Origin of the sequence: Bradyrhizobium sp. SZCCHNR1051 (genome assembly GCF_032489615.1) — a bacterium.
Lineage (GTDB): Bacteria > Pseudomonadota > Alphaproteobacteria > Rhizobiales > Xanthobacteraceae > Bradyrhizobium.
In genome coordinates this window covers 153,355-176,808 of sequence record NZ_JAUEYJ010000014.1, presented here as the reverse complement: position 1 = coordinate 176,808, position 23,454 = coordinate 153,355, and the positions used below count along the sequence as shown (strand labels likewise).

The window sequence follows — 23,454 nt, the reverse complement described above, 5'->3', positions numbered from 1 at the left end:
CTACATGCAGCGTGACGGGATTGTGAAGCCCCAAGAATGGCTTGACACGGCTTCTCCCGTCTTTCGAGGCGGCGCCCGAAAGGCGTCAAAACGGCGGCAGAGTGGTTTGCAGCTGCACTGCAAATCAGTCGCAGATCTGCGGTCGCCGCCCCAACTGGCTGGCGAGGCGTCGTCAGGCCTGGACACGCTCCAGCTTCTGCAGGCAGCGGTGGATGTTGACCTCGGCGGGCATCGGCCGGTCCGGGAAGCTCGTGCTCCAATTGGTGACGCCGACCTCGCCGACATAGATGTCGCCGCGGCTGTCGATGGCGAGGCCGTGCGGCGCCAGGAAACGGCCGGTTTCCAGGCCCGGGCCGTGCTCGCCGCCCAGCCGCGCCAGCCGCTGACCGCCAGCATCCGTGATGGTCAGGCGAGGGCCGAGATTGGGGACGTTGAGGTTGACCGGCATGCCCGGACCGAGCTCACCGATGATGAAGGTCCTGCGCCCGGCGCCGCAGGCACACAGCGCACAGGGCCGGTGCAGATTGTTCCACTGCATCTCGTAGCGGCCGTCGCCGTCGAAGATCTGGATGCGGTGGTTCTCGCGATCGGCGACGTAGACGAATCCATCGGCATCGGTCGCGATGTTGTGAACGATGTTGAACTGGCCGGGATCGGAGCCCGGCTCGCCCCAGCTGCGGATCAGCCGGCCGTCGGGGGTGTATTTGTGGACCCGCGCATTGCCGTAACCGTCGGAGACATAGATCTCGCCCGAGGGCGACAGCGCGGTGTGGGTGCAGCGGTTGAACGGCTCGCCGCTCATGAACGGGGTCGGACGCTTCGGCAGGCCGATGGTCAGCAGCACCGTCCCTTCCGGAGTGCATTTGCGGACGGTGTGGTCGCCATCATCGGTGCAGTACAGATTGTCGTCGCCGTCGATCGACAGGCCGTGGGCGCGGCTGAACAGGCCCTCGCCCCAGCTCTTGATGAAATTGCCGCCGCGGTCGAACACGATCATCGGATGGGCGCCGCGATTGAAGGCGTAGACGCGGTCCTTGCTATCCACGGCAACCGAGGCGACGTCGGTCAGCGCCCAGCCCTCGGGCAGCCTGGCCCAGTCCTTGACGACGCGATAGGTGAAATTGCCCGTTCCGAGAATGGACATCGCCTCGCCTCCCTGCCTCCGTGCAACCTCAGTCCTGGCAACGCTACACGGCTTTGGTCGCGGGTGAAAACCTGGTTACGTCGCCATCGTCAGCATGTGGCCCTGATGCGGCGGAATATGACCTTGCAACGTGTCGAGATAGACGCGCCGCACCGCGTCGGGACCGCGTCCGTCGACGATCGTCAGCCAGCCGTCGAGCCGCGGAGCGAAGTCCCGCCACGCCGCGCCGAGCCGCGCCTCGATGCCGCCCGGTCCCCATTCCTTGGCGCGCTTCCTGATCTGGTCAGGCGCGAAGAACCAGGTGGGCCGGGCGCCGGAAAGCGTCTCGACATCATCGCTGCCGTCCTGATGCGTCAGGCCGATGCGGCCGGAGTAGACGAGGTTGTCGCCGTAGTGTCGATGCAGCGCGGCGCGCAGACTGGCATTGCCGGCCATGTCGACGAAGGCCGCGCGCGACGTCGCGTCGAGCATGTCGACCGCATCGTAGGTCACGACCTCGTCGTAGCAGCCGAGCGAGCGGACGAAGGCCGCATGCGATGGCGAGGTCAGCCCGATCACGCGGATGCCCTTGCGCTGCGTATGCAAGAGGTGGGCGAGTCCGAACGCGGTCTTGCTCGAGGCCGAGGACAGGATCACGGTCGTTGCGCCGAATTGGGCCTGTTCGGCGAGAAAGTCGTCGACCAGGAACGACAGCATGAACAGTGGGCGCAGCAGGGCCTGATGATCGCCTTGCCGTCCGGCAAAGGCGGGATCGTCGCCGACCCGCGCATAGGCGTTGTAGACCGGCGCGACGCCCTGCCGGTGTGCGGCCGCGTCGCGCAGGCCGCGCTTGCCGACGTCGGCGGCCTCGATGACGAGATGCGTCGCCATCGGGAAGTAGCCGAACAGGCGCTCGCCTTCCGCGACGGCAGGATGGCGGGAGGCGATCACGTCGCCGAAGCCCCACACGGGAATGATGCCGAAGCCGTCGGGCGCAGGAAACAGTTGCCAATATTTCAACTGCTCGCCGAGCAGCGCGTAGGTGATGTTGTTGGCGGTGAAGGCGAAGCGGTCGACCTTCACCAGCAGCGCCTCGGCAGGAAGCGCGTCGCCATCGGGAAGCTCGGTGACGACCGTCTTGCACTGTTGCAGATCGCTGCGTGTGACGATGAAGTCGGACGATTGCATGATGAAGACCTCGGCCGTTCGATGATGTGCGTCGTGGTGCGACCCTGGCCGACATCGATGACCGTTTTGCAACCCCAACTTTGTTTGAAACGGCGTTCGCCGGAGTTGTTAGTTCGCCGATGCGATGACGCCCTCGCGCTTCTTGACCACGCGGTAATAGCTCCACCACAGATGCGCCGCCGCGCCGCGCAGCGGGCGCCACGATTCGGCCAGCGGCATCATCTGCTTGGCCGTAGGCCGCGTCGCAAGGCCGAGCCCGACCTTGACTGCCTCCTGCACGGCGAGGTCGCCGGCCGGCCAGGCATCGCCATGGCCGAGGCAGAACAGCAGGTAGACGTCGGCGGTCCACGGTCCGATGCCGGGCAGGGTCGTCAAGGTGGCGTGGGCCGCATCGGCGTCCTCATTGGCGAGCACGTCGAGATTGAGCCGCCCGGCGCCAAGCTCGCGCGCGATGTGCTTCAGCGTCTTGATCTTGGCCGCAGAGAGACCGAGCCGTCCCAGCCGGTCGGCGCGGGCGCGGCGGATGGCGTCGGCATCGAACGGATCGAATGCCGCCTGCAGCCGGCCCCAGATCGCGGCCGCGCTGGCGGTCGACAGTTGCTGGCCGCAGACGATGTGCGCGATCCCGGCAAAGCCTGGCTCGCGCCGCCGCAGCGCCGGCATGCCGGCGGCGGCGAGGATCGGCGCCAGCCGCGCGTCCTGCTTCACCAGGTCGCGGATCGCATCCTCGAGGATGTCCTGGCTATCGAGGTGAAGGGTCATCTCAGTGGGACCTTTTCCATTGTCATGCGCGGGCTTGACCCGCGTATCCATCTCGGATCGAACGAGCCCGCGAAGAATGATCGTCGGACCACGCCAGCTCAAGTCCGGCAAGGACGAGATGACATGCCACCCGTTTTCCGATTCGCCCCCAGCCCGAACGGCTATCTGCATCTCGGCCACGCTTTTTCGGCGTTGTTGAACTTCCAATGCGCGCAGCAGAGCGGCGGCCGCTTGCTGCTGCGCATCGAGGACATCGACCCGACCCGCTGCCGCCCCGAGTTCGAGCAGGCGATCTATGAGGATCTCGCCTGGCTCGGCATCGCCTGGGAGCAGCCGGTGCGGCGGCAATCGGAGCACCTCGCCGAGTACCGCGCTGCGCTGGAGCGGCTGCAGGGCATGGGGCTGGTCTATCCGAGCTTCGAGAGCCGGGCCGAGGTCGCGCGGATGGTCGCGCAACGGGATGCAGAGGGGAGGTGGCCGCGCGATCCGGATGGCGCGCCGCTCTATCCGGGGACCGCGACCTCGCTCTCCGGAGCGCGCCGTGCGGCACTGATGGCCGGCGGCGCGCCCTATGCCGTGCGGCTCGACATGGTCGCTGCGGTCGCGCAGGCGGGCCGGGCGGCCTGGGACGAGCACGGCGCCGGGCCTTCGGGCGAGAGTGGCAGGGTCGAAGCAAGGCCGGAGGCCTGGGGGGATGTGGTCTTGGCGCGCAAGGAGACGCCGACCAGCTATCACCTCTCCGTCGTGATCGACGACGCCCTGCAGGGGGTGACGGAGGTGGTGCGTGGACAGGACCTGTTTCATGCCACGAGCGTCCACCGGCTGCTGCAGGTCCTGCTCGGCCTGCCGGCCCCGGCCTATCGGCATCACCAACTGATTCGCGACGCGCAGGGCCACAAGCTGTCCAAGTCCACCCAGGCGACGGGATTGCGCGCCTTGCGCGCGGAAGGCGTCTCGCCGACGGAAATCCGACACAGGATCGGCATGGTCTAGCCGTGTCCTGTCCGCAGCCCTGGTATCTCCGAATGTTTCCGGCGGGGACAACCTCCGGGGCATCGTGACACCCGGAAACGACCGTGCCATGCTGCTCAATGGCGCGGGTAATCGGGAGCTTCAATCGAAAGCGGCACGACGAGACATGACAGTACAAGTGCCCCTTCGTTTTTCGGAGTTCATGTCACAGGGGCCATGATGAAGCGCGTTCGGAAGATGAGTACGGGGCGTCGGGCCCGACCGGCCAAGCCGGCTGCGCCCAGGCCCGCCGGCGCGTCCAGAGGGCCCGCTGAAAAGGCGTCCTCCAGGACGACATCCGTCAGGATGCCGTCGTCCGCAGCACAAACGCCGAAGACACAAACGCCGAAGACCAAGGCCGCGAAGGCGGCGCCGGCCAAGGAGCGCGCCAAGGCGCGACCGCTCAAGAAGCACGTTCCTCAGGTCACGGCGATGGCGGGGAGCCGGCGAAGCGCGGCCAAGTCCGGAGTGAGGAAGCCCGAAACCGCGAAGTCGGTGCCCAGGGCTGCCGCCGGATCACCAGGGGTCGTCGAAGCCGCGCTGGCGGTGTTCGCTCATGAGGTGCGCACGCCGCTGACAGGCATTCTCGCCATCAGCGACCTGCTTGCCACCTCCGAGCTCGGCGAGCGCGAGCGGCGCTGGGTCGATACGATCAAGGCCGGCGCGGAGCATCTGTCGAGCCTCGCCACCCTGTTCGTCGATGCCGCCAAGGACGAGACCGCCGGCGCGCTGCTGCGTGAGGATCTGTTCGATCTGCACGTGCTGGCGCGGGCCGCCGGAGACTCGCTGTCGGGCCGCGCCGCCGCCAAGGGGCTGGATGTCAAGGTCCACGTCTCCGACGACTTGCCGGGACTCGTGTTCGGCGATCCCGTGCGGCTGCGCGCTGCGCTGGAGAACCTGATCGACAATGCGGTGAAGTTCACCGAGCAGGGCGGCGTCGCGCTGGAGGTCGTTCCCGCACGTCGCGGCGGTCGCGGCAAGCCGAGCACGGGCGCAGGCCGAGGCGCGAGCAGGGGCCGCGCCGCGATCGCCTTCCACGTCTCGGATTCGGGCATCGGCCTGACCCTGAAGGAGATCAAGCGGCTGTTCCGCCCGTTCAGCCAAGCCAATGTCTCGATCGCCTCGCGCTTCGGTGGCGCCGGCCTCGGTCTGTCCTCGGTCCGGCAGCTGGCGCGCGCGATGGGGGGCGACGTCGCCGTGGCGCCGCATGAAGGCGGCGGCACGACCTTCACGCTGACCGTGACGCTGACCGTTGCGGCCGCGCCGCGCAACACGGCAGGCGGATCGGAGAATGGCGCAACCTTGGCGCCCACGAGGCCGTTACGCATCCTCGGGGTCGAGGACAATCCGTTCGGCCGCGTGGTGCTCAACACCATCCTCAACGAACTCGGCCACCAGGCCGAGTTCATCGGCCGTGGCGAGGCGGCGCCGGAGCGGATCGCGGCCGGCAATTACGATGCGGTGCTGATGGACATGGTGCTGCCCGGCATCAACGGCGTCGAGGCGATTGCTCGCATTCGCAAGCTGGACGCGCCCCACGGGACTATCCCGATCATCGGCGTGTCCGGACGCGGCGAGGACGAGGCGGCCTCGCGCGCTGCCGGCGCGGACGCGTTCCTGCTCAAGCCCGTTTCGCCGCGGGCTCTAGCGACTGCGCTTCTTGGAGCGACACGCCGCGCGGCAGCCGCGACTTGATGATCGAGGCGTTCAACTCACCGCCATACACGAAAATCGCGGCGATGAAATACAGGAACACCAGCGCGATGATCACCGACGCGAGCCCCGCATACATCGTGACGTAGTTGTAGGCGAAGCGCGCCAGATACTGGCCGAACACGATGCCCGACACCAGCGAGGCGACGAAGGTGAAGACGATGCCGGGCACGATCTGCATGAAGCTGCGCCGGCCCGCCGGCAGCCAGGCGTGCAGGATGAACAGCGCGACGATCAGCGCGCTGATGGTGATGCCGTAGCGCGACAGGTTGACGAAGCGCTCGTTGGCTTCGACCGCCAGCGGCAAATAGCGCCGGGCGGTGGCCAGCATCAGCGGGCCGAGCACGATCAGGAACGACATCGCCAGCGCGGTGAACGCGGCGACCAGAGTATAGCCGATCGATTCCAGCCGCAGCCAGTACCAGCGGCGCTGCTCGATCACGCCATAGGCGCGGTTGAGCGCGACCCGCAGCGCCTCGACGCCATTCGAGGCGAAGTAGACCGCGAGCACGGCGCCGATGGTCAGCGCATCGGTCCGGGTCGTGGTCAGCACGTCGTGGATCTCGCCGGTCAGCGCATCCGCCACCTGCGCCGGCCAGGTCTCGAGCATCAGGGTGGCGGCTTGGTCGGCCAGGTCCTTGGAGCCGAGAAAGCCGGCGAGCGAGGTCAGGACGATCAGGAACGGAAACAGCGCCATCAGCGTCGACAGCGCGATATGGCTGGCGATCGCCCAGCCATCGTCGGCGAGGAAGGTGTAGAACGCGTCCATGACGACGTGGAAAATGTAGCGAAGCGCCTTCACCTGTCCCTGCACTCCGCAAAAGAAACTTGGTTTGTACAATCCGATATTACGGGTCCAAAAGCCAGAAGTTGCAGCGCCGGCCGCGCGGATCCGCCATGGCGCTCTTGCGTCTGCGGTGTTATCTAGCCCCGATGGCTTCACTTCTCGGTAAATTCATCCTTCCCATCGCCGTCGGCGCGGTCGCCCTTGTGCTGTTTCTCGGCCTCGTCAACATGACGCGCGGCGGCTCGCCGAACCTGTCGCAGAAGCTGATGCGCTGGCGGGTGATCCTGCAGTTCGTCGCGGTCGTCATTGCCATGGCGGCGATCTGGGCGATGGGGCGCTGAGACCGAGACGCCGAGGCGTCGAGAAACGGACGTTGAGAAGCAGCATGGTGGTCCTGAATCGCATCTACACGCGGACCGGTGACGACGGCACGACCGCGCTCGGCAATGGCGAGCGCCGTCCCAAGTACGATCTGCGCGTCTCCGCCTATGGAACCGTCGACGAGACCAACGCTGCGATCGGCGTGGTCCGGCTGCATCTGGCCGATGCGCCCGAGATCGATGCGATGCTCGGCCTGATCCAGAACGATCTGTTCGACCTCGGCGCCGATCTGGCCGTGCCGCAGCGCGAGGGCAAGGCGGAGCGGCTGCGCGTCGTCGCCAGCCAGGTCGACCGCCTGGAGCGTGACATCGATACGCTGAACGAACGGCTCTCGCCGCTGACGTCGTTCGTGCTGCCCGGGGGAACCGCGGCGGCGGCGCATCTGCATGTCGCGCGTACCATTTGCCGCAGGGCGGAACGGATCATGACGGAGCTCGCCGGCAAGCCCGACGAGCCGGTCAGCGAGGCCGCCATTCGTTATATGAACCGGTTGTCGGATTTCCTGTTCGTGGCCAGCCGGGCGGCGAACCGGAACGGCGCCGGCGACGTGTTGTGGGTGCCCGGGCAAAACCGTTAACCCGGCGGCGTGCGGGCCTGCGTTTTTTCGCCCGTCGCGCGTTGACCGGGGGGGATGGGGGCTTTAGGTTCCGCGCCCGAAAGGTCAACCCCGGACAATTTAGAGCGAAAGAGGATCGATGAAGGTTCTGGTGCCGGTCAAGCGGGTGGTCGATTACAACGTCAAGGTCCGCGTCAAGAGCGACGGATCGGGCGTTGAGCTCGCCAACGTCAAGATGTCGATGAATCCGTTCGACGAGATCGCCGTCGAGGAAGCGCTGCGGCTGAAGGAAGCCGGCAAGGCGACCGAGGTGGTGGTGGTCTCGATCGGCCCCGCGCAGGCCTCGGAGACCATCCGCACGGCGCTCGCGATGGGCGCGGACCGCGGCATCCTGGTCAAGGCCGAGGGCAACGTGGAACCGCTGGCGGTCGCCAAGATCCTCAAGGCCGTCGCCCAGGAGGAGCAGCCGGGCCTGATCATCCTCGGCAAGCAGGCGATCGACGACGACTCGAACCAGACCGGCCAGATGCTGGCGGCGCTGCTCGGCTGGGCGCAGGCGACCTTCGCCTCCAAGCTCGAGGTCGACGGCTCCGACTTCAAGGTCACCCGCGAGGTCGATGGCGGCCTGCAGACCGTGAAGCTGAAGGGGCCGGCGATCGTCACCACCGACCTGCGCCTCAACGAGCCGCGCTATGCGTCGCTGCCGAACATCATGAAGGCGAAGAAGAAGCCGATCGCCGAGAAGACCGCCGCCGACACCGGCGTCGATCTCACGCCGCGGCTCGAGGTGCTCAAGACCACCGAGCCGGCGGGCCGCAAGGCCGGCGTCAAGGTCAAGGACGTCGCCGAGCTCGTCAACAAACTCAAGACCGAGGCGGGGGTGCTCTGATGGCCACGCTGCTGATTGCCGAACACGACAATGCCGGGATCAAGGACGCGACCAACAAGGCGCTGACGGCGGCCACTGCCCTCGGCGCCGATGTCGACGTGCTGGTCGCGGGCCAGGGCGCCAAGGGCGCGGCGGATGCCGCCGCCAAGCTCGCCGGCGTCAAGAAGGTGCTGCTGGCCGACGACGCGGCCTACGCGCACGATCTCGCCGAGCCGCTCGCCGACCTCGTCGTCAAGCTCGCCGCGAACTACGACGCGATCGTTGCCCCCGCGACCTCGCGCTTCAAGAACGTGATGCCGCGCATCGCGGCGCTGCTCGACGTGATGCAGGTATCGGAGATCATCAAGGTCGTCGCGCCCGATACGTTCGAGCGGCCGATCTATGCCGGCAACGCGATCCAGACCGTGAAGTCGAAGGACGCCAAGAAGGTCATCACCGTGCGCACCTCGACCTTCGCCGCGGCAGGCGAGGGTGGCAGCGCGTCGGTCGAGACCGTCGCGGCGGCCGGCGACCCGGCGTTGTCGACCTTCGTCGGCGAGGAGGTCGCCAAGAGCGACCGTCCCGAGCTGACCTCGGCCAAGATCATCGTCTCCGGCGGTCGCGCGATGCAGAGCCGCGAGAACTTCGCCAAATACATCGAGCCGCTGGCTGACAAGCTCGGCGCCGGCGTCGGCGCCTCGCGTGCCGCGGTTGACGCAGGCTACGCGCCGAACGACTGGCAGGTCGGCCAGACCGGCAAGGTCGTGGCGCCGGAGCTCTATGTCGCAGTCGGCATTTCAGGCGCCATTCAGCATCTGGCCGGCATGAAGGACTCCAAGGTGATCGTCGCGATCAACAAGGACGAGGACGCGCCGATCTTCCAGGTCGCCGATTACGGCCTGGTGGCCGACCTGTACCAGGCGGTTCCCGAGCTGACCGAGGCGCTCGGCAAGCTCGGCAAATAACGCTGCTGGCACCGGCCGCATGGGACCGCGGCGGCCGGTGTTCTCACTTCCAAGGGCATGGACGGGCGCAGCAGGCGTGCCGTCCGGGTGGATGACAACATGGCTCAGATCAACAAGCTCGGTGTGATCGGCGCAGGACAGATGGGCAACGGCATCGCGCATGTCGCCGCGCTGGCCGGGCTCGACGTGGTGCTCAACGACGTCACTGCCGACCGGTTGAAGTCGGGCATGGCCACCATCAACGGCAACCTGACCCGTCAGGTGGCCAAGAAGGTCATCTCCGAGGAGGCCCGCAATCAGGCGCTCGGCCATATCTCGATCAGCGAAACCCTCGACGGGCTGGCCGACTGCGATCTCGTCATCGAGACGGCGATCGAGAAGGAGGACGTCAAGCGCAAGATCTTCCACGATCTGTGCGCGGTGCTGAAGCCGGAGGCGATCATCGCCTCCAATACCTCGTCGATCTCGATCACCCGGCTCGCCGCCTGCACCGACCGCCCCGAGCGCTTCATCGGCATCCATTTCATGAACCCGGTTCCGCTGATGGAGCTGGTGGAGCTGATCCGCGGCATCGCCACCGACGACGCCACCTTCGAGGCGGCCAAGGAGTTCGTCGGGCGGCTCGGCAAGCAGGTCGCCGTCTCCGAGGATTTTCCGGCCTTCATCGTCAACCGCGTGCTGCTGCCGATGATCAACGAGGCGATCTACACGCTGTATGAGGGCGTCGGCAACGTCGAGGCGATCGATGCGGCGATGAAGCTCGGCGCGCATCACCCGATGGGCCCGCTGGAGCTTGCCGATTTCATCGGCCTCGATACCTGTCTGTCCATCATGCAGGTGCTGCACGAGGGGCTGGCGGACTCCAAATACCGGCCGTGTCCGCTGCTGGTGAAATATGTCGAGGCCGGCTGGCTCGGCCGCAAGACGCAGCGTGGCTTCTACGACTATCGCGGCCCCAAGCCGGTGCCGACCCGCTAATTTCCCGCCACCGCGGCTCCCTCGCTACGCTTCGTTAAGCCTCCTCGGCTAGCGTGTGCCCCAGAGAGGTAAGCGCGTATGGATATGAGCTTGGTGGCTGCGGTCATGGCGCAGCAGACGGGTGCGATTCAGCAGCAGGTCGCGACGTCCGTGATGAAGCAGAACCTGAACGCCCAGAAGGATGCGGTCATGACGCTGCTCGGCGGCGCGCAGCAGACATTGTCGCTCGCCAATGCCGGCCCCGGCGTCGGCGGCAACCTCAACATCGCCGCCTGATATCTCTGGTTACAGTCCCGCGGCCGCCTTCGTCGTCGCCGCCTGGATCAGCTTGATCGCGTCGGCGCTGTCCCATTCGGCGGGACCCGCGATGGTCGCGATCTCGCAGCCATTCGAATCCACCAGCACCGAGGTCGGCATGCCCAGCGCGCGGCCGACCGCCTTCAGGTCCTGGAACACCTTGGCCTTCTGGTCGCTGAAATAGGCGAGCTGCGTCAGCTTGGCGTCGCTGAGGAACGCCTTCGGCTTCTCCGGATCGCGGGTGTCGATGTTGACCGCGACCACCTGGAAATCGTCGCCGCCGAGCCTGGCCTGCAGCGAGTCCAGCGCCGGCATCTCCTTGCGGCACGGCACGCACCATGTCGCCCACAGGTTCAATAACACCGTCTTGCCGCGGAAATCCGACAGCTTCTTCGACGCGCCTGCGGCGTCCTCGAAGGCGAGATCCGGCAGCCGCAGCGGCACTGTTGCCGCCGTCAGCGCCGCCACCTCGCCCTTGATCAGCGGCGCGATCCGCTTGGCGGTGGCGACCGCCGCCTGGCACGCCTGGTCGCCCGACGGCCGTCCCTTCAGCAATCCGCCAAAGGCCACCGCGGCGATGCCGGCCGCGGCGACGACCGCGACGGCACTGGCCGCGAGCAGCGTCTGGCGCGAGCGGGCGGGGCGGGCAGGGGACGGCTCAGGCTTATCGTTTGTCATCTCGGGTCGGTTGCGGCTATCAGAGGCGCGAATTTCGGGATACCGGACGGTGTGTCCCATCCAGCGGCGGTCAGCAAGGTTTCAGAAGCGGTTCAGGCATGAGCAACAAGATGTGGGGCGGACGGTTCTCGGAGCGTCCCGACGCGATCATGGAGGACATCAACGTCTCGATCGACGTCGATCGCCATCTCTACGCACAGGACATTGCCGCTTCCAAGGCGCATGCCGCCATGCTCGCCGCCCAGGGCATCATCACCGCGACTGATGCGAAAAATATCGGCAAGGGTCTAGACACGATTCTGTCAGAGATCACCAAGGGTTCGTTCGAGTTCAAGCGGGCGCTGGAAGACATTCACATGAATGTCGAGAGCCGGCTCAGCGAGCTGATCGGCCCGGCCGCGGGCCGCCTGCACACCGCGCGCTCGCGCAACGACCAGGTTGCAACCGACTTCCGCCTGTTCGTGCGCGACACCATCGACGACATCGACGCCGCGCTGGCCGCCTACCAGCACGCGCTCGCGACCCGCGCGCTCGATTACGCCGGCACGGTCATGCCCGGCTTCACCCATCTGCAGACCGCGCAGCCGGTCACCTTCGGCCACCATCTGCTGGCCTATGTCGAGATGGCCGGGCGCGACCGCGGCCGCTTCCTCGACGCCCGCAAGCGCCTCAACGAGTCGCCGCTGGGCGCTGCCGCGCTGGCCGGCACCTCGTTCCCGATCGACCGTCACGCCACGGCGGAGGCGCTCGGCTTCGACCGCCCGATGGCCAATTCGCTGGACGCGGTGTCCGACCGAGATTTCGTGCTGGAGACCTTGTCGGCGGCCTCGATCTGCGCCGTGCATCTGTCGCGCTTCGCCGAAGAGATCGTGATCTGGACCTCGCCGCTGGTCGGCCTGATCAAGCTGTCGGACAAGTTCACCACCGGCTCCTCGATCATGCCGCAGAAGCGCAATCCGGATGCCGCCGAGCTGGTCCGCGCCAAGACCGGCCGCGTCATCGGCGCGCTGAACGGGCTGCTCATCGTCATGAAGGGCCTGCCGCTCGCCTATCAGAAGGACATGCAGGAGGATAAGCAGGGCGCGATGGAGGCCTTCGCGGCGCTGTCGCTCGCCATCCGCGCCATGACCGGCATGGCGCTCGACCTCGTTCCGGACGAGGCCCGCATGAAGGCCGCGGCCGGCGAGGGCTATGCGACGGCGACCGACCTCGCCGACTGGCTGGTGCGCACGCTCAAGATGCCGTTCCGCGAGGCCCACCACGTCACCGGGCGGATCGTGGCCTTGGCCGCCAAGCAGGGCGTCGCCCTGCACGAGCTGCCGCTGACGGCGATGCAGGAGGTCGAGCCGAAGATTTCAGCCGACGTTCTCGGCGTGCTCTCCGTGGAGGCGTCCGTGAAGAGCCGCACCAGCTTCGGCGGCACCGCCCCGAAGAACGTGGCGTCCCAGGCCAAGAGCTGGCTGAAGCGGCTGGAAAAACAGCGAAAGTAGGGCTGCTGTCTGAAATTTGACCGGCGTGGCGTGGCTCTCCGGCACTCGCCACATCCGGTCAATCTCTGTATGGTGCCGCCCGCATGGGGATCTCACACGTGAATCGCAGTCGCCGTCCGCTGTCCGTAGCCCGCGCCCTCCTGGTCATGGGCGCCGCAGCCCTTCTGCTCGCCGCCTGCGGGCGCAAGGGCCCGTTGGACCTGCCGGCCAACTCCCCGCCGGCGCCGCAGATGTCGGCCGCTCCCGCCGACACCGCGACGGAAGCTGCGAACAAGCCCGGCCTGTTCAACTCCGGCTACGGCGCCGACGCCGCCCCCGCCGCCACCCGCGGCCAGAAGAAACCCTTCATCCTCGACCCGCTGCTCGACAGCAAATAGCGGCTGACGCGCCCGCGACGGGCACCACCCCTTCTCCGGGGGAGATCGCATCCGACCGACGCCTGCGCAGGCACCTAGGCCGCCACCGTCCTTCGAGACGCCCGCCTCCGGCGGGCTCCTCAGGACGAGGACTGAACTTGTGGCGCGACCTGGCCCCCGGCGAGATCTCCACCCTCATGGTGAGGAGCGCCGCGCGCGGCGCGTCTCGAACCATGAGGCCCGGACGGCGCGGCATCTGTGCCTCGGCGAGGACGGCAGCGTCAATTGACATTCCGGCTCATTTCCCGGCAATTCGCCGCCACAATCAACCTTCTCGCGGCCCCGTGCGCGGATCAGACCCATGAATCATTTCGACTACCGCGACGGCGTGCTGCACGCCGAGGCCGTCAATCTCACCTCACTCGCCGCCACCGTCGGCACGCCGTTTTACTGCTACTCCACCGCGACCCTGGAGCGGCACTACCGCGTGTTCGCTGAGGCCTTCACCGGCCAGGACGTGCTGATCTGCTACGCGATGAAGGCCAACTCCAACCAGTCGGTGCTGCGCACCCTGGCCAATCTCGGCGCCGGCGCCGACGTCGTCTCCGGCGGTGAATTGAAGCGCGCGCTGGCGGCCGGCATCCCCTCGCGCAAGATCGTGTTCTCCGGCGTCGGCAAGACCGAGGCCGAGCTGCGCGCCGCGCTCGCAGCCGACATCCACTGCCTCAACATCGAATCCGAGCCCGAGCTCGATCTGCTGGCGCGCCTCGCGGTCGAGACCGGCCACACCGCCCGCATCTCCGTGCGCGTCAACCCGGATGTCGACGCCGGCACCCACGCCAAAATCTCGACCGGCAAGTCGGAGAACAAGTTCGGCATTCCCCTGGATCACGCGCGCCGCGTCTACGCCCGCGCGGCGAAGATGGCGGGCATCAAGGTCACCGGCGTCGACGTCCATATCGGCAGCCAGATCACCGATCTCGGCCCCATGGAGACGGCGTTCCGCATCCTGACCGAGTTCGTGCAGACGCTGCGCGCCGACGGCCACGACATCTCCCATGTCGATTTCGGCGGCGGCCTCGGCATCCCCTATCACATGGACCGCGCGGTGCCGCCTGAGCCCGCCGCCTATGCCGCGATGGTCAAGCGCATCTCGCACAATCTCGGCTGCACCCTGATGTTCGAGCCGGGCCGCATGATCGTCGGCAATGCCGGCATCCTCGTCGCCCGGGTGATCTATGTGAAGCATGGCGAGGCCAAGAACTTCGTCATCATCGACGCCGCGATGAACGACCTGATCCGCCCGACGCTCTACGAGGCCCATCACGACATCCTGCCGGTGATGAAGCCGGCGCCGGGTGCGCCGTCGTTCGTGGCCGACGTCGTCGGCCCGGTCTGCGAGAGCGGCGACTACCTCGCGCTCGACCGCACGCTGCCCGAGCCCAAGCCGGGCGACCTCCTCGCCATCATGACATCAGGCGCCTACGGCGCCGTCCAGGCCTGCACCTACAACACCCGCGCTTTGGTGCCGGAGGTGCTGGTCAAGGGCGACCAGGCCGCGGTGATCCGCCCGCGCATCGAGGTCGAGCAGCTGATCGCGATGGACACGCCGGCGCCCTGGCTGTGAGGACGATCAATCGAACAGATCGGGCCTGATCTCGCGCGAGTGATGCATGATGGCGCGGATCACGACGCCGTCGCGATCTTCGGTGTAGAACACGATATGCGCCTGGAACCGAAACCGCCGGTGCCCGGGCGCAATATCGTCCACACTCGCACCGATCCGCGGAAAATTCGCCAGCAGATCGAACGTCCGCTCAAGCCCGGCATGGTAGGCGTCGGCTTGGTACGTACCAAAAGTGCTGTTCGTATAATCGTAGATTTCAAGCAGATCAGCCTCGGCGCGGGCTGAGAGCTTGAACTCAGCCACGGCGAGCCGCGGCGCGCCGTTGGGCCTCAGCGCGAATATCGCTCATGGTCGAGCAGCTGATGCGCTCGCAGTCGGGATGCTGCAGAACCTCGCGGTAGCGCGCGAGCTGCTCTTCGCGGCTCAAAGCCCGCCATTCGGCAAGCTCGGCTTCGCTCGGCGGCAGAGCGGAAGGCATTGCACGGGTGGTTGCATCGGTCATATCCGCAAAATAACACGGGTCGTCGGGACATGCGAGGGGGTGTTCCAGTCTGCCGCGGGGGCGACAAAGTAGACCCAGGACAAGGATATCCGGAAGGCCCAGGACCTCGCGGCGACATTGGAGGATTGAGGATGAAGGTCAGCAAGCTGAAGAAGTTCGACGCCGCTGAGCACCTTCGCACACCGGCCGCCCGTGCCGAGTATCTCAACATCGTGCTCGCCGATGGCGATCCCGCCGAGGTCCGCGACGCTCTCAATCTCGTCGCCCGGGCGCAGGGCATGAGCCAGGTCGCAAAGGCCGCCGGCGTGACCAGGGAGGGGCTCTACAAGACCCTCGGCGAAAACGGCAACCCGGAGTTCGCGACCGTCCTTCGCATCATCACCGCGATGGGAATCCGGCTGACGGCCGAGCCGGCCCGCGCCAAGCCGAAGACGAAAGCCGCAGCGTTGCGACCGTAGGCGCCAGGTTTCATGCAGCGTCACCGTAATTCCGAGTTGCTGGTCAAGGGCGGATCAGGCCGGGGTGATCCGTTCGCGGATCGACGTCGAGCAAATGATCGCAACGGATACGTCGGCACGCTGGCTTGGTCGCGAACATTCCCGAGACCGATTCAGTTGGAGTCTTCATGGTCAGTCCGCGCAAGCGCCCGCACGATTAACGGCAAGTATTTCCTCACCTGTTCACGGTCGCTTTCCTTTTCCCTCTCGCTCAGCTCTGCATAAGGCGTTATGATCTGATTTTCCCATCGAATAACAAGATCGGCTGGTATCACCAGCGAACCATCCGATTGGCTAATACCATGCTGGTGCACATACCGCTGCCAGTGTGACCAGCGCTCATGTTCGACGGCAGCAAGCGTCTCGATCAAGTCGTCGAGTGTCTTTGTGATTTGATCTGCTTTCATGCGGCGATCATATCAGGCCGTTGGCAACAAGCCTACGATAGTGCTCTCCCAACGCAGTAAGCGAGCATGACTTTCTCTCCATCGCCGCGTGCCACATGTGCGGAGCATTGTTAGGTACGAGCAGGTTCACTCGGTTATACCTTTGTAGAATCTTGAAGATGGCGGTGTTTCTAGGGTCGGGCGGCGGAATCGTTTGATCGTTCGCCTGTTCTTTCGTTCGCTCTGGTTCGAAAGACGGGTCTAGCTTTAACTCGTAGCCCGGCGCCGGAAAAAACTCGGCAATCCGTTGGAGGTCGGCTAGCTCTAGAGGCGGTGTTACCTTACGAAGTGAGACGAAAGTCCTCACATTCGTTTTGAAAACCGGACGTTGGGCCCACGGTCCGAGTGACTGGTCAATATGGGCGTACACTCCTCCAGGAGTTACTTCACCCACGAGGTTTGCGGCGGCTCCGCCTAAGGCGTCAATGAACAGATTCGTAAAGACCCCCGCGCCCCCGCCCGGAACCTCCTTGGCATACTGGTCCGCCGTTGATGCGGTCAGAATTGTCATGCCCTCTTTGATCTCGGCTAACCCTTTTCCATCCTCGCGTTGAGCGACTATCCCGCTGTGACAGCTATCGAGAACGATAACCTTGTTCTTCGCACGCGAGCTATTCGCGAACACCATCAAGTCATTGAGTGGCAGGCCGTCCTCGCCACTTTCGCAATCAGCTGCACACAAGTAACCCCCAGTTTCCTCGATGTAGCCATGACCAGCGAAGTAGAAAAGAGCGATATCACTATCACCTGCAAATAACTCCTGCACTGCGTTCCGGAGGATTCTCTTTGTCAATAAACTGTCTTCCCCGCTGCACGTGAGTGAAAGGGTACCGAAGTTGACCGAGCCATCCGCGTGTCGATCCAGCATGGCCTTGACCGCATGCGCATCATTCACGCAACCGCTTAGTCCAGTGATATGCTTGTAGTAGTCAATGCCGACGACGAGAGCCTTGCGCATTTGGCGAGCCAGTAAGGTCAGAGACTGTTGATAAAGCTGGTAATATTATCCCAGGTCCAAACCGCGGTGTTCACGCCCTCGAGTTTTGTTCGGTCGTCTGTATAGGCCCAAATCCCGCGGACCTTCTTTTTCTCCTCTCTTGCGCAATCAATCTCCCATTTTTGGCCCGACGACTTCAGCGAATTCTTGCTTACAAGCACGATAACGCCGTCCGACCGTTTAATGCGCGTGCGGACCTTTTCCTTCCAGTCCGTTTCGTACGCCTCTTTCACTGACATATCGATGTACTCAAATGGCGAGGCTGTATTCAGCGCTTGCCCTTTTAGAAAATCCCGTTGCCGCTCGTCCTCAATCGCAAATGCTACAAAGACAACCTTCTTTCCGGCCATGATCTAATCTCCGATATGTGCGCTGGTAGTTACACGGATAAAATGTCGTCAGGGACGCTTGGAGAGGCGTCATTCAGAGTAGGCTTAGGTCCGAAAACCTGCGGGTGTAGGGTTCGGCTGCAATTTTTCCCTTGCCGAGGTTACGGCATCGATGATCTGCTCGTGAAGCTGTCGCGCTATTTGTTCGAGTTCGGCTAGCGTTCGGCATTTTTGACCGAGAACGAAGGTCCCATGGCTCTGCGTAGTAGCCCTTAGTGGATCTAGCCCCAGCCAGTATGTGTTTCCGTCCTGGCCGTGGGAGTCAGACCATTGCTGGCAGAAAATGATAGTGCGTGCTGGCAACATCGTTTCGATCTCCTCTTTGCCCAAAACTCCGTCAGGCCGGCAACGCGGTGGAAGGGGAAGCTCTATGGTTCGGCCGTTCGAAAGCATGTAGGTTTGTGTTTGTTTTCTTGCAATCTTTGCGTGCTTCGTCTTATCTGTTTTAATTCGATACTGTGGACAAATAGCCCGCCTGGGCTGGAGAACAGCCCCGCCGTCTCGTGTCGCTTCTTTGGTGCAGCGCGAAAGGGATGGCGACGACGTAGGTGTCCAGTAATATTTGGCCTCGGGTTTTGCCCATGGTGCGGAGGAGTGTTACTTGGCCGCTTTCAATAAGCGAATGAGCCAACTCTGAATCCGGGGACTGCGTATCAGCTGGAAATTGTGCTGAGGGCGCCGAGGGAGGCCTCTCCGATACGCCAAGGGCGGCGGTGGGTTGGATCTGTGAGATTCGCTAGCCCGGCGGAAGCATGGCCGAAGTTGCTAAAGAGGGAAAGCGAGCTATGGCCGAAGAAACATGCCCGAACTGCGGTGCTGTATATGAAGTCAAGTACGTGAGGATGCCGATCCCCGACACGGATACAGTCGAATGCGATGTCTGCGGGGAGCGGCTGGCGGCTTGGAGCAACGCCACGCAATGGCCTGAATATACGCTTGTCAAGCGTCCCGACGGTCGATGACGGAGGCGATAATGGCAGCGGTGTTAGGAGTTCGTCAGGACAAGAGCGGAAACTGGCATGTCCGCTATACGGTGGACAGTGGTGGCGAAAGAAGCCGCATCATTTTCAACCCGGACCTTCGCAATTCGGCGGAGGCGACTGAATATGCGCAGCAGCGGCTCGATGATGCAGCAAGCGGCTGGCAGAGCAATAGCTAAGTCGGATCAGTGCTATCCGGACGATTTAGGGCGCCGTGCCGGGGGCACAGGTGTCGCTGCGGGACTGCACCTAACTGGTCGGCTTGATGCTGCTCGTGCTGCGCAAAACATTTGCCTCGTGACGCGAACGACCAGTTCGCGGATATTTTCAACGCGAGTCACTCTGTGCAGCCGCTCTACAAATTCCCTCTTGCGTTTTATCCGAAATCATGCTCTACTCCCCGCATCCCGTCCCGCTGAGGGGGCGCTTCGCGGTCGTCACGGACGTCGGGTGCGGGATGCGGTGGGCGCATTGGGGCGCAGCGTGGGCTTGCTCGCGCGGACGAACGATCCCGGTGCGACGGTGAAGTCGCGTGGTTCTGGCATCCCGGTGCTGATGCCAAGTTGGCGGTGACGAATCGCCGGCGACGGGGGCAAGACAGCCGATCCCCGGGAAGATCGCGTATAAATCGTAACACCATCGCGCAGGGAAGGCCGGGTGATCTCGGCTGAGCCTGTGGTTCTGCCGCGTGCTTTTTGTTGCACGCGGACCATGGGCGCCGGCCGGCGCCCGGCCTTCCCTGCGCCCTCGCTTTCCGAGGGTGACGCCTTCTTGAAAAGCTCGGGCGACAACGCGCCGCGAGAACGGATCTCCATGCGACGTGCAAGCTGCAGATGCGGTCGCTACGTCAGTCTCATCGGTCCACGCAGGCTACAGTTGCGGGCCTCGCCCTTCGAGACGCCCGCCTGCGGCGGGCTCCTCAGGGTGAGGAGCGAAGGTGGTGCCCGGAACATGAATCTTGGGCAGGTGAATCTACGATCTCTGAGCTTACCCCTCATGGTGAGGAGCGCCGCAAGCGGCGCGTCTCGAACCACGAGGCCCCCGTGCGCCCCGTAGCTTTCCGGGAACCCGGCCGGTCACACTCCCGTGTGAACCGCGGCCGGCGCCGGGAAAGTCCCCGCAGAGCGGGTGCCTCACGGCTGCCTTTGTGCTAGGTTGAACATCCGGGCAACCTGGAGGGATTGTTGAGCGGTGTCACCCCCGAGCCGGCTGGGCCGGCAAGCAGCACGCCCGATGGCCTGACGCATGATGGCCTGGCGCGGCTGAAGCTGGCGCAGGCGCTGAAGCGGGCGCGTCTCGCCATCGCCTGGGAGCGCGGCTGGCCGCATCTCGCTCGGCTGCTCACGGTGGTCGGTCTGTTCCTGATCGTCTCCTGGGCCGGCCTCTGGCTCGGCCTGCCGTTCACGGTCCGCATGATCGGCGTCGGGCTGTTTCTGCTGCTGCTGCTCGGCGCCGCCGGGCCGATGCTGCGCTATCGCTGGCCGACCCGCGACGAGGGCCTGGCGCGGCTCGATCGCGGCTCGGGCATCGCCCATCGCCCCGCCACCGCTCTCACCGATACGCTCACCACCAAGGATCCGATCGCGCACGCGCTGTGGCAGGCGCAGCGCGAGCGCACCTTGGCCTCGATCAAGCGCATCCGCGCCGGCACGCCGCGGCCGCGGCTGTCGCTGCACGACCCCTGGGCGGTGCGCGCGCTGGTCATCGTGCTCTTGGTCGCGACCTCTATCGCGGCCGGTGACGAGCGGGCGCTGCGGGTGGCCTCGGCGTTCGACTGGAACGGCGTGCTGACGCCGGTCACGGTCCGGGTCGACGCCTGGGTCAAGCCGCCGCTCTACACCGCGAAGCCGCCGATCATCCTGTCCGCCGCCAACAAGGAAGGCGCCGTGCCGGCGAGCGGCCCGATCGTGGTGCCCCAGGGCTCGACGCTGATCGTGCGCTCCAGCGGCGGCAATCTCGATGTCATCACCGGTGGCGGCGTCGCCGAGGCGGCGCCCGGCGAGGGCGCGGCCGGCGAAGCCGCGCCGAAGGGCACCACCGAGAAGCACTACACGATCAAGACCGACGGCACCGTTCACGTCCGCGCGCCCGCAGGGCAACCGCAATGGGTGTTCGCGGCGACGCCGGACAAGCCGCCGGTCATCAGCATGGCCAAGGACCCCGAGCGGCAGGCGCGCGGCTCGCTGAAGCTGTCCTACAAGCTCGAGGATGATTACGGCGTCACCGAAGCCCGCGCCCGGGTCACCGCGCGGCCTGTCGAAGGCAAGGCTGCCGAGAGCAAGACGGCCGACGCGCCCGCCGCGCGGCCGCTGTTCCAGCCGCCGGAGTTTCCGCTGGTGCTGCCGAACGCGCGCACCCGCAACGGCGTCGGCCAGACCGTCAAGGATCTCAGCGAGGACCCCTACGCCGGCGCCGACGTCACGCTCACGCTGACAGCCAAGGACGAGGCCGGCAACGAGGGCACCAGCGAGCCGTTCGAGACCAGGCTGCCGGAGCGGCTGTTCACCAAGCCACTGGCGCGGGCGCTGATCGAGCAGCGGCGGATCCTCGCGCTCGACGGCAACCGCAACGGCGACGTGTTCACCGCGCTCGACGCGCTGGCGATCGCGCCGGAGCTGTTCACGCCCGAGCCCGGCCAGTATCTCGGCCTGCGCTCGGTGACGCGGCAGCTCGAAGCGGCGCGCACCGACGATGCGCTGCGCGAGGTGGTGGCGAGCCTGTGGGCGCTGGCCGTCACCATCGAGGACGGCAACATCTCCGACGTCGACAAGGCGCTGCGCGCGGCCCAGGACGCGCTGAAGCAGGCGCTGGAGCGCGGCGCCAGCGACGAGGAGATCAAGAAGCTCGCCGAGGATCTGCGCAAGGCGATGGACAACTACATGCGCCAGCTCGCCGAGCAATTGCGCAACAACCCGCAGATGGCGCAGCGGCCGCTCGACCAGAACACCAAGATCCTGCGCCAGCAGGACCTGCAGAACATGATCGACCGCATGGAGCGGCTGTCGCGCCAGGGCGACAAGGAGGGCGCGCGCGAGCTGCTCGAGCAGCTGCAGCAGATGCTGGAGAACCTGCAGATGGCGCAGCCCAACCAGGGCGGCGACAACGACATGGAGCAGGCGCTCAACGAGCTCGGCGACATGATCCGCAAGCAGCAGCAGCTCCGCGACAAGACCTTCAAGCAGGGCCAGGATTCGCGCCGCAACCGCAACAAGCAGCAGGGCGACCAGGACCAGAGCATGGGCGACCTGCAGCAGGACCAGCAGGCGCTGCGCGACCGTCTCAAGCAGCTTCAGGACCAGCTCGCCAAGCGCGGCATGGGCCAGAAGGGCGAAAAGGGACAGAAGGGTCAGAAAGGCCAGAAGGGGCAACAGGGTCAGCAGGGCGATCCCGGTGATCAAGGCGACCAGGGCGATTCCGGCGACGGGCTCGACGACGCCGACAGCGCGATGGGCGATGCCGGCAGTCAGCTCGGCGACAACAATGCCGACGGCGCGGTGGAATCGCAGGGCAAGGCGCTGGACGCGCTGCGCAAGGGCGCACAGAGCCTCGCCGAGGCGATGCAGCAGGGCGACGGCGACCAGCCCGGCGACGGCCCCGGCCAGCGCGCCGGCCGCCAGCAGGGCGCGCAGCAGACCGATCCGCTCGGACGTCCGATGCATCCCGGCCGCGACATCGACGATTTCTCGCAGAAGATTCCCGGCGAGATCGACGTGCAGCGCGTCCGCCGCATCCTCGAGGAGCTGCGCCGCCGGCTCGGCGATCAGTCGCGGCCGCAGCTCGAGCTCGACTACATCGAGCGGCTGCTGAAGGATTATTGAGGATGGATCGGCCACGGGAGATCATCCCCGTGGCTCATCGTTGTTTTGACCGGAGGCCGCGCAGTTCAGTAGCGCTTCTCGGACAGGATGCGCGCCGCATGCTGCAGCCGGTCGACCGAGCGCTCGGTGTCGGTCAGCGCGCAGCAGCTGACCAGCGTGTCGATGATCGCGAGCTGCGCGACGCGGCTGCTCATCGCCTCCGGGCGGTAGCGCGTCTCGTTGGCGACCGTATAGAGCAGCACCTCGCAATGCGCCGCCAGCGGCGACTTGCCGAGCCGGGTGATGCCGATGGTCCGCGCGCCCGCCGCCTGCGCCAGCCCCGTCGCCAGCACCGTCTCGACCGTGCTGCCCGAATGCGACACGGTGACGGTCGCGACATCGGGCCCGGTCATCCCAGCGCTGACCGCCTGGACATGCGAATCGACGATCGCATTGGCCGCCAGCCCAAGCTGCAGCAGGCGATACGACAGATCCTGCGCGATCGGCGCCGAACTGCCGATCCCGTAGATCTCGACCCGCCGCGCCTGCCGCAACAGCGTGGCCGCCTGCGCCAGCGCGTCCATCGACAGCAGCCGCCGCGTCTCCTGCAGCGAGGCGGCATGCGCCGCGAAGATGTGGTCGGTGACCGTCGCCGGATCGTCGCCGCGGTGCAGGTCCTCCTGGATCAGCCGGACCGGCTCGATCAGGTCCCGCGCCAGCATGATCTTGAGCTCCTGAAAGCCCCGCACCCCGACCCGCCGGCAGAACGACACGATCGTGCCCTCGCTGACGCCGCAGGCCTCGGCGACCTCCGTGATCGACATGTGGATGAACGGCTCCGGCCGGGCGATGACCAGCTCCGCGATCTGCCGCGCCTTCGGCGGAAGCTCGTTCTGCAGCTCGCGGATACGAAACAAGATGCCGTTCACGCCCGGCCCAGAACGAAAGGTCGATCCCGTCACGCTGCGCCCCGATGCTGAGAAAATCTCATTCAGATTCATTTCGTAAATAAAAATTTCACAGCGCTGTCAAGTCGCGCTGATACGCCAGCGACGTTCGCAGGAGC

The 23,454-nt window shown here is 65.6% G+C and carries 26 protein-coding genes; 15 read left to right on the top strand and 11 right to left on the bottom strand.

Going from position 1 to position 23,454, the window contains the following annotated elements; translation table 11 throughout:
- Positions 1-172: 172 nt before the first annotated feature.
- From QW868_RS18820 to QW868_RS18810, 3 genes are all read right to left on the bottom strand, one after another.
- Positions 173-1,144, bottom strand: a complete 972-nt coding sequence (locus QW868_RS18820; RefSeq protein WP_316231177.1) for a peptidyl-alpha-hydroxyglycine alpha-amidating lyase family protein — start codon at positions 1,142-1,144, stop codon at positions 173-175.
- A gap of 75 nt (positions 1,145-1,219) precedes the next feature.
- Complete coding sequence (locus QW868_RS18815; RefSeq protein ID WP_316231176.1) at positions 1,220-2,311, bottom strand: DUF2855 family protein; 1,092 nt, start codon at positions 2,309-2,311, stop codon at positions 1,220-1,222.
- 108 nt (positions 2,312-2,419) lie between these two features.
- Positions 2,420-3,073 carry a DNA-3-methyladenine glycosylase 2 family protein gene (locus QW868_RS18810; protein WP_316231175.1) on the bottom strand — a complete coding sequence of 218 codons (654 nt, stop codon included), beginning with the start codon at positions 3,071-3,073 and terminating at the stop codon, positions 2,420-2,422.
- Positions 3,074-3,196: 123 nt separating this feature from the next.
- Here QW868_RS18810 and gluQRS point away from each other — a divergent pair, with 123 nt between their 5' ends.
- Complete coding sequence (gluQRS, locus tag QW868_RS18805; RefSeq protein ID WP_316231174.1) at positions 3,197-4,066, top strand: tRNA glutamyl-Q(34) synthetase GluQRS; 870 nt, start codon at positions 3,197-3,199, stop codon at positions 4,064-4,066.
- A gap of 558 nt (positions 4,067-4,624) precedes the next feature.
- A complete protein-coding gene (locus tag QW868_RS18800; RefSeq protein ID WP_410051310.1) occupies positions 4,625-5,779 on the top strand; it encodes an ATP-binding protein in 1,155 nt (384 codons plus the stop codon).
- Here the strand turns inward: QW868_RS18800 and QW868_RS18795 are convergent.
- Positions 5,706-6,599, bottom strand: a complete 894-nt coding sequence (locus tag QW868_RS18795) for a YihY/virulence factor BrkB family protein (protein ID WP_315755938.1) — start codon at positions 6,597-6,599, stop codon at positions 5,706-5,708. The genes QW868_RS18800 and QW868_RS18795 overlap by 74 nt on opposite strands.
- A gap of 131 nt (positions 6,600-6,730) precedes the next feature.
- On the opposite strand from QW868_RS18795, the gene QW868_RS18790 reads away from it, so the two are divergent.
- From QW868_RS18790 to QW868_RS18765, 6 genes are all read left to right on the top strand, one after another.
- Positions 6,731-6,925: a twin transmembrane helix small protein gene (locus QW868_RS18790; RefSeq protein WP_015664263.1), complete on the top strand. Its 195-nt coding sequence runs from the start codon at positions 6,731-6,733 to the stop codon at positions 6,923-6,925.
- 44 nt (positions 6,926-6,969) lie between these two features.
- Positions 6,970-7,542 (top strand): cob(I)yrinic acid a,c-diamide adenosyltransferase, encoded by a 573-nt coding sequence (locus tag QW868_RS18785; RefSeq protein WP_315736202.1) that lies wholly within the window; start codon positions 6,970-6,972, stop codon positions 7,540-7,542.
- Positions 7,543-7,660: 118 nt separating this feature from the next.
- A complete protein-coding gene (locus tag QW868_RS18780) occupies positions 7,661-8,410 on the top strand; it encodes an electron transfer flavoprotein subunit beta/FixA family protein (protein ID WP_315777790.1) in 750 nt (249 codons plus the stop codon).
- Positions 8,410-9,354, top strand: a complete 945-nt coding sequence (locus QW868_RS18775) for an electron transfer flavoprotein subunit alpha/FixB family protein (protein WP_315736204.1) — start codon at positions 8,410-8,412, stop codon at positions 9,352-9,354. Before QW868_RS18780 ends, QW868_RS18775 begins: the two co-directional genes overlap by 1 nt.
- 99 nt (positions 9,355-9,453) lie before the next feature.
- A complete protein-coding gene (locus QW868_RS18770; protein ID WP_315812426.1) occupies positions 9,454-10,332 on the top strand; it encodes a 3-hydroxybutyryl-CoA dehydrogenase in 879 nt (292 codons plus the stop codon).
- Positions 10,333-10,410: 78 nt separating this feature from the next.
- Positions 10,411-10,608 carry a putative motility protein gene (locus QW868_RS18765; protein ID WP_315736206.1) on the top strand — a complete coding sequence of 66 codons (198 nt, stop codon included), beginning with the start codon at positions 10,411-10,413 and terminating at the stop codon, positions 10,606-10,608.
- A gap of 9 nt (positions 10,609-10,617) precedes the next feature.
- On the opposite strand, the gene tlpA is transcribed toward QW868_RS18765, so the two are convergent.
- Entirely contained in the window at positions 10,618-11,307 is a 690-nt protein-coding gene (tlpA, locus tag QW868_RS18760) for a thiol:disulfide interchange protein TlpA (RefSeq protein WP_316231172.1), read from the bottom strand.
- A gap of 98 nt (positions 11,308-11,405) precedes the next feature.
- Here tlpA and argH point away from each other — a divergent pair, with 98 nt between their 5' ends.
- The 3 genes from argH to lysA all read left to right on the top strand — a co-directional run bounded on the left by argH (position 11,406) and on the right by lysA (position 14,780).
- Positions 11,406-12,797, top strand: coding sequence for an argininosuccinate lyase (argH, locus tag QW868_RS18755; protein ID WP_316231171.1), 1,392 nt, complete (start codon positions 11,406-11,408; stop codon positions 12,795-12,797).
- 83 nt (positions 12,798-12,880) lie between these two features.
- Positions 12,881-13,174 carry an LPS translocon maturation chaperone LptM gene (gene lptM, locus QW868_RS18750; protein ID WP_315777787.1) on the top strand — a complete coding sequence of 98 codons (294 nt, stop codon included), beginning with the start codon at positions 12,881-12,883 and terminating at the stop codon, positions 13,172-13,174.
- Positions 13,175-13,514: 340 nt separating this feature from the next.
- A complete protein-coding gene (gene lysA, locus QW868_RS18745) occupies positions 13,515-14,780 on the top strand; it encodes a diaminopimelate decarboxylase (RefSeq protein WP_316231170.1) in 1,266 nt (421 codons plus the stop codon).
- 6 nt (positions 14,781-14,786) lie between these two features.
- Here the strand turns inward: lysA and QW868_RS18740 are convergent, their stop codons facing one another.
- Positions 14,787-15,083 (bottom strand): type II toxin-antitoxin system RelE/ParE family toxin, encoded by a 297-nt coding sequence (locus QW868_RS18740; protein WP_315736211.1) that lies wholly within the window; start codon positions 15,081-15,083, stop codon positions 14,787-14,789.
- Positions 15,076-15,282: a hypothetical protein gene (locus QW868_RS18735; protein WP_315812430.1), complete on the bottom strand. Its 207-nt coding sequence runs from the start codon at positions 15,280-15,282 to the stop codon at positions 15,076-15,078. Before QW868_RS18735 ends, QW868_RS18740 begins: the two co-directional genes overlap by 8 nt.
- A 131-nt stretch (positions 15,283-15,413) precedes the next feature.
- Here QW868_RS18735 and QW868_RS18730 point away from each other — a divergent pair, with 131 nt between their 5' ends.
- The gene (locus tag QW868_RS18730; RefSeq protein WP_315812431.1) at positions 15,414-15,740 is read left to right on the top strand and encodes an addiction module antidote protein; all 327 of its coding nucleotides are present in this window, start codon (positions 15,414-15,416) and stop codon (positions 15,738-15,740) included.
- A gap of 152 nt (positions 15,741-15,892) precedes the next feature.
- Here the strand turns inward: QW868_RS18730 and QW868_RS18725 are convergent, their stop codons facing one another.
- From QW868_RS18725 to QW868_RS18715, 3 genes are read right to left on the bottom strand one after another with little or no spacing between them, the layout of a single operon-like run.
- Positions 15,893-16,186 (bottom strand): hypothetical protein, encoded by a 294-nt coding sequence (locus QW868_RS18725; protein WP_315812432.1) that lies wholly within the window; start codon positions 16,184-16,186, stop codon positions 15,893-15,895.
- 7 nt (positions 16,187-16,193) lie between these two features.
- Positions 16,194-17,183 (bottom strand): caspase family protein, encoded by a 990-nt coding sequence (locus tag QW868_RS18720; RefSeq protein WP_315812433.1) that lies wholly within the window; start codon positions 17,181-17,183, stop codon positions 16,194-16,196.
- Between the two features lie 17 nt (positions 17,184-17,200).
- Complete coding sequence (locus tag QW868_RS18715; RefSeq protein WP_315812434.1) at positions 17,201-17,572, bottom strand: TIR domain-containing protein; 372 nt, start codon at positions 17,570-17,572, stop codon at positions 17,201-17,203.
- Between the two features lie 791 nt (positions 17,573-18,363).
- Between QW868_RS18715 and QW868_RS33595 the strand changes: the two genes are divergently transcribed.
- The 3 genes from QW868_RS33595 (at position 18,364) to QW868_RS18705 (ending at position 22,409) form a co-directional block, all read left to right on the top strand.
- On the top strand, positions 18,364-18,573 hold the full coding sequence (locus tag QW868_RS33595; RefSeq protein ID WP_410051308.1) for an MJ0042-type zinc finger domain-containing protein: 210 nt from the start codon (positions 18,364-18,366) through the stop codon (positions 18,571-18,573).
- An 11-nt stretch (positions 18,574-18,584) separates the two neighbouring features.
- Positions 18,585-18,770 (top strand): hypothetical protein, encoded by a 186-nt coding sequence (locus QW868_RS18710; RefSeq protein ID WP_315812435.1) that lies wholly within the window; start codon positions 18,585-18,587, stop codon positions 18,768-18,770.
- Between the two features lie 1,005 nt (positions 18,771-19,775).
- A complete protein-coding gene (locus tag QW868_RS18705; protein WP_316231169.1) occupies positions 19,776-22,409 on the top strand; it encodes a TIGR02302 family protein in 2,634 nt (877 codons plus the stop codon).
- Between the two features lie 65 nt (positions 22,410-22,474).
- Here QW868_RS18705 and QW868_RS18700 read toward each other — a convergent pair whose 3' ends face one another.
- Positions 22,475-23,317, bottom strand: coding sequence for a MurR/RpiR family transcriptional regulator (locus QW868_RS18700; protein WP_316231168.1), 843 nt, complete (start codon positions 23,315-23,317; stop codon positions 22,475-22,477).
- Between the last annotated feature and the right edge of the window lie 137 nt (positions 23,318-23,454).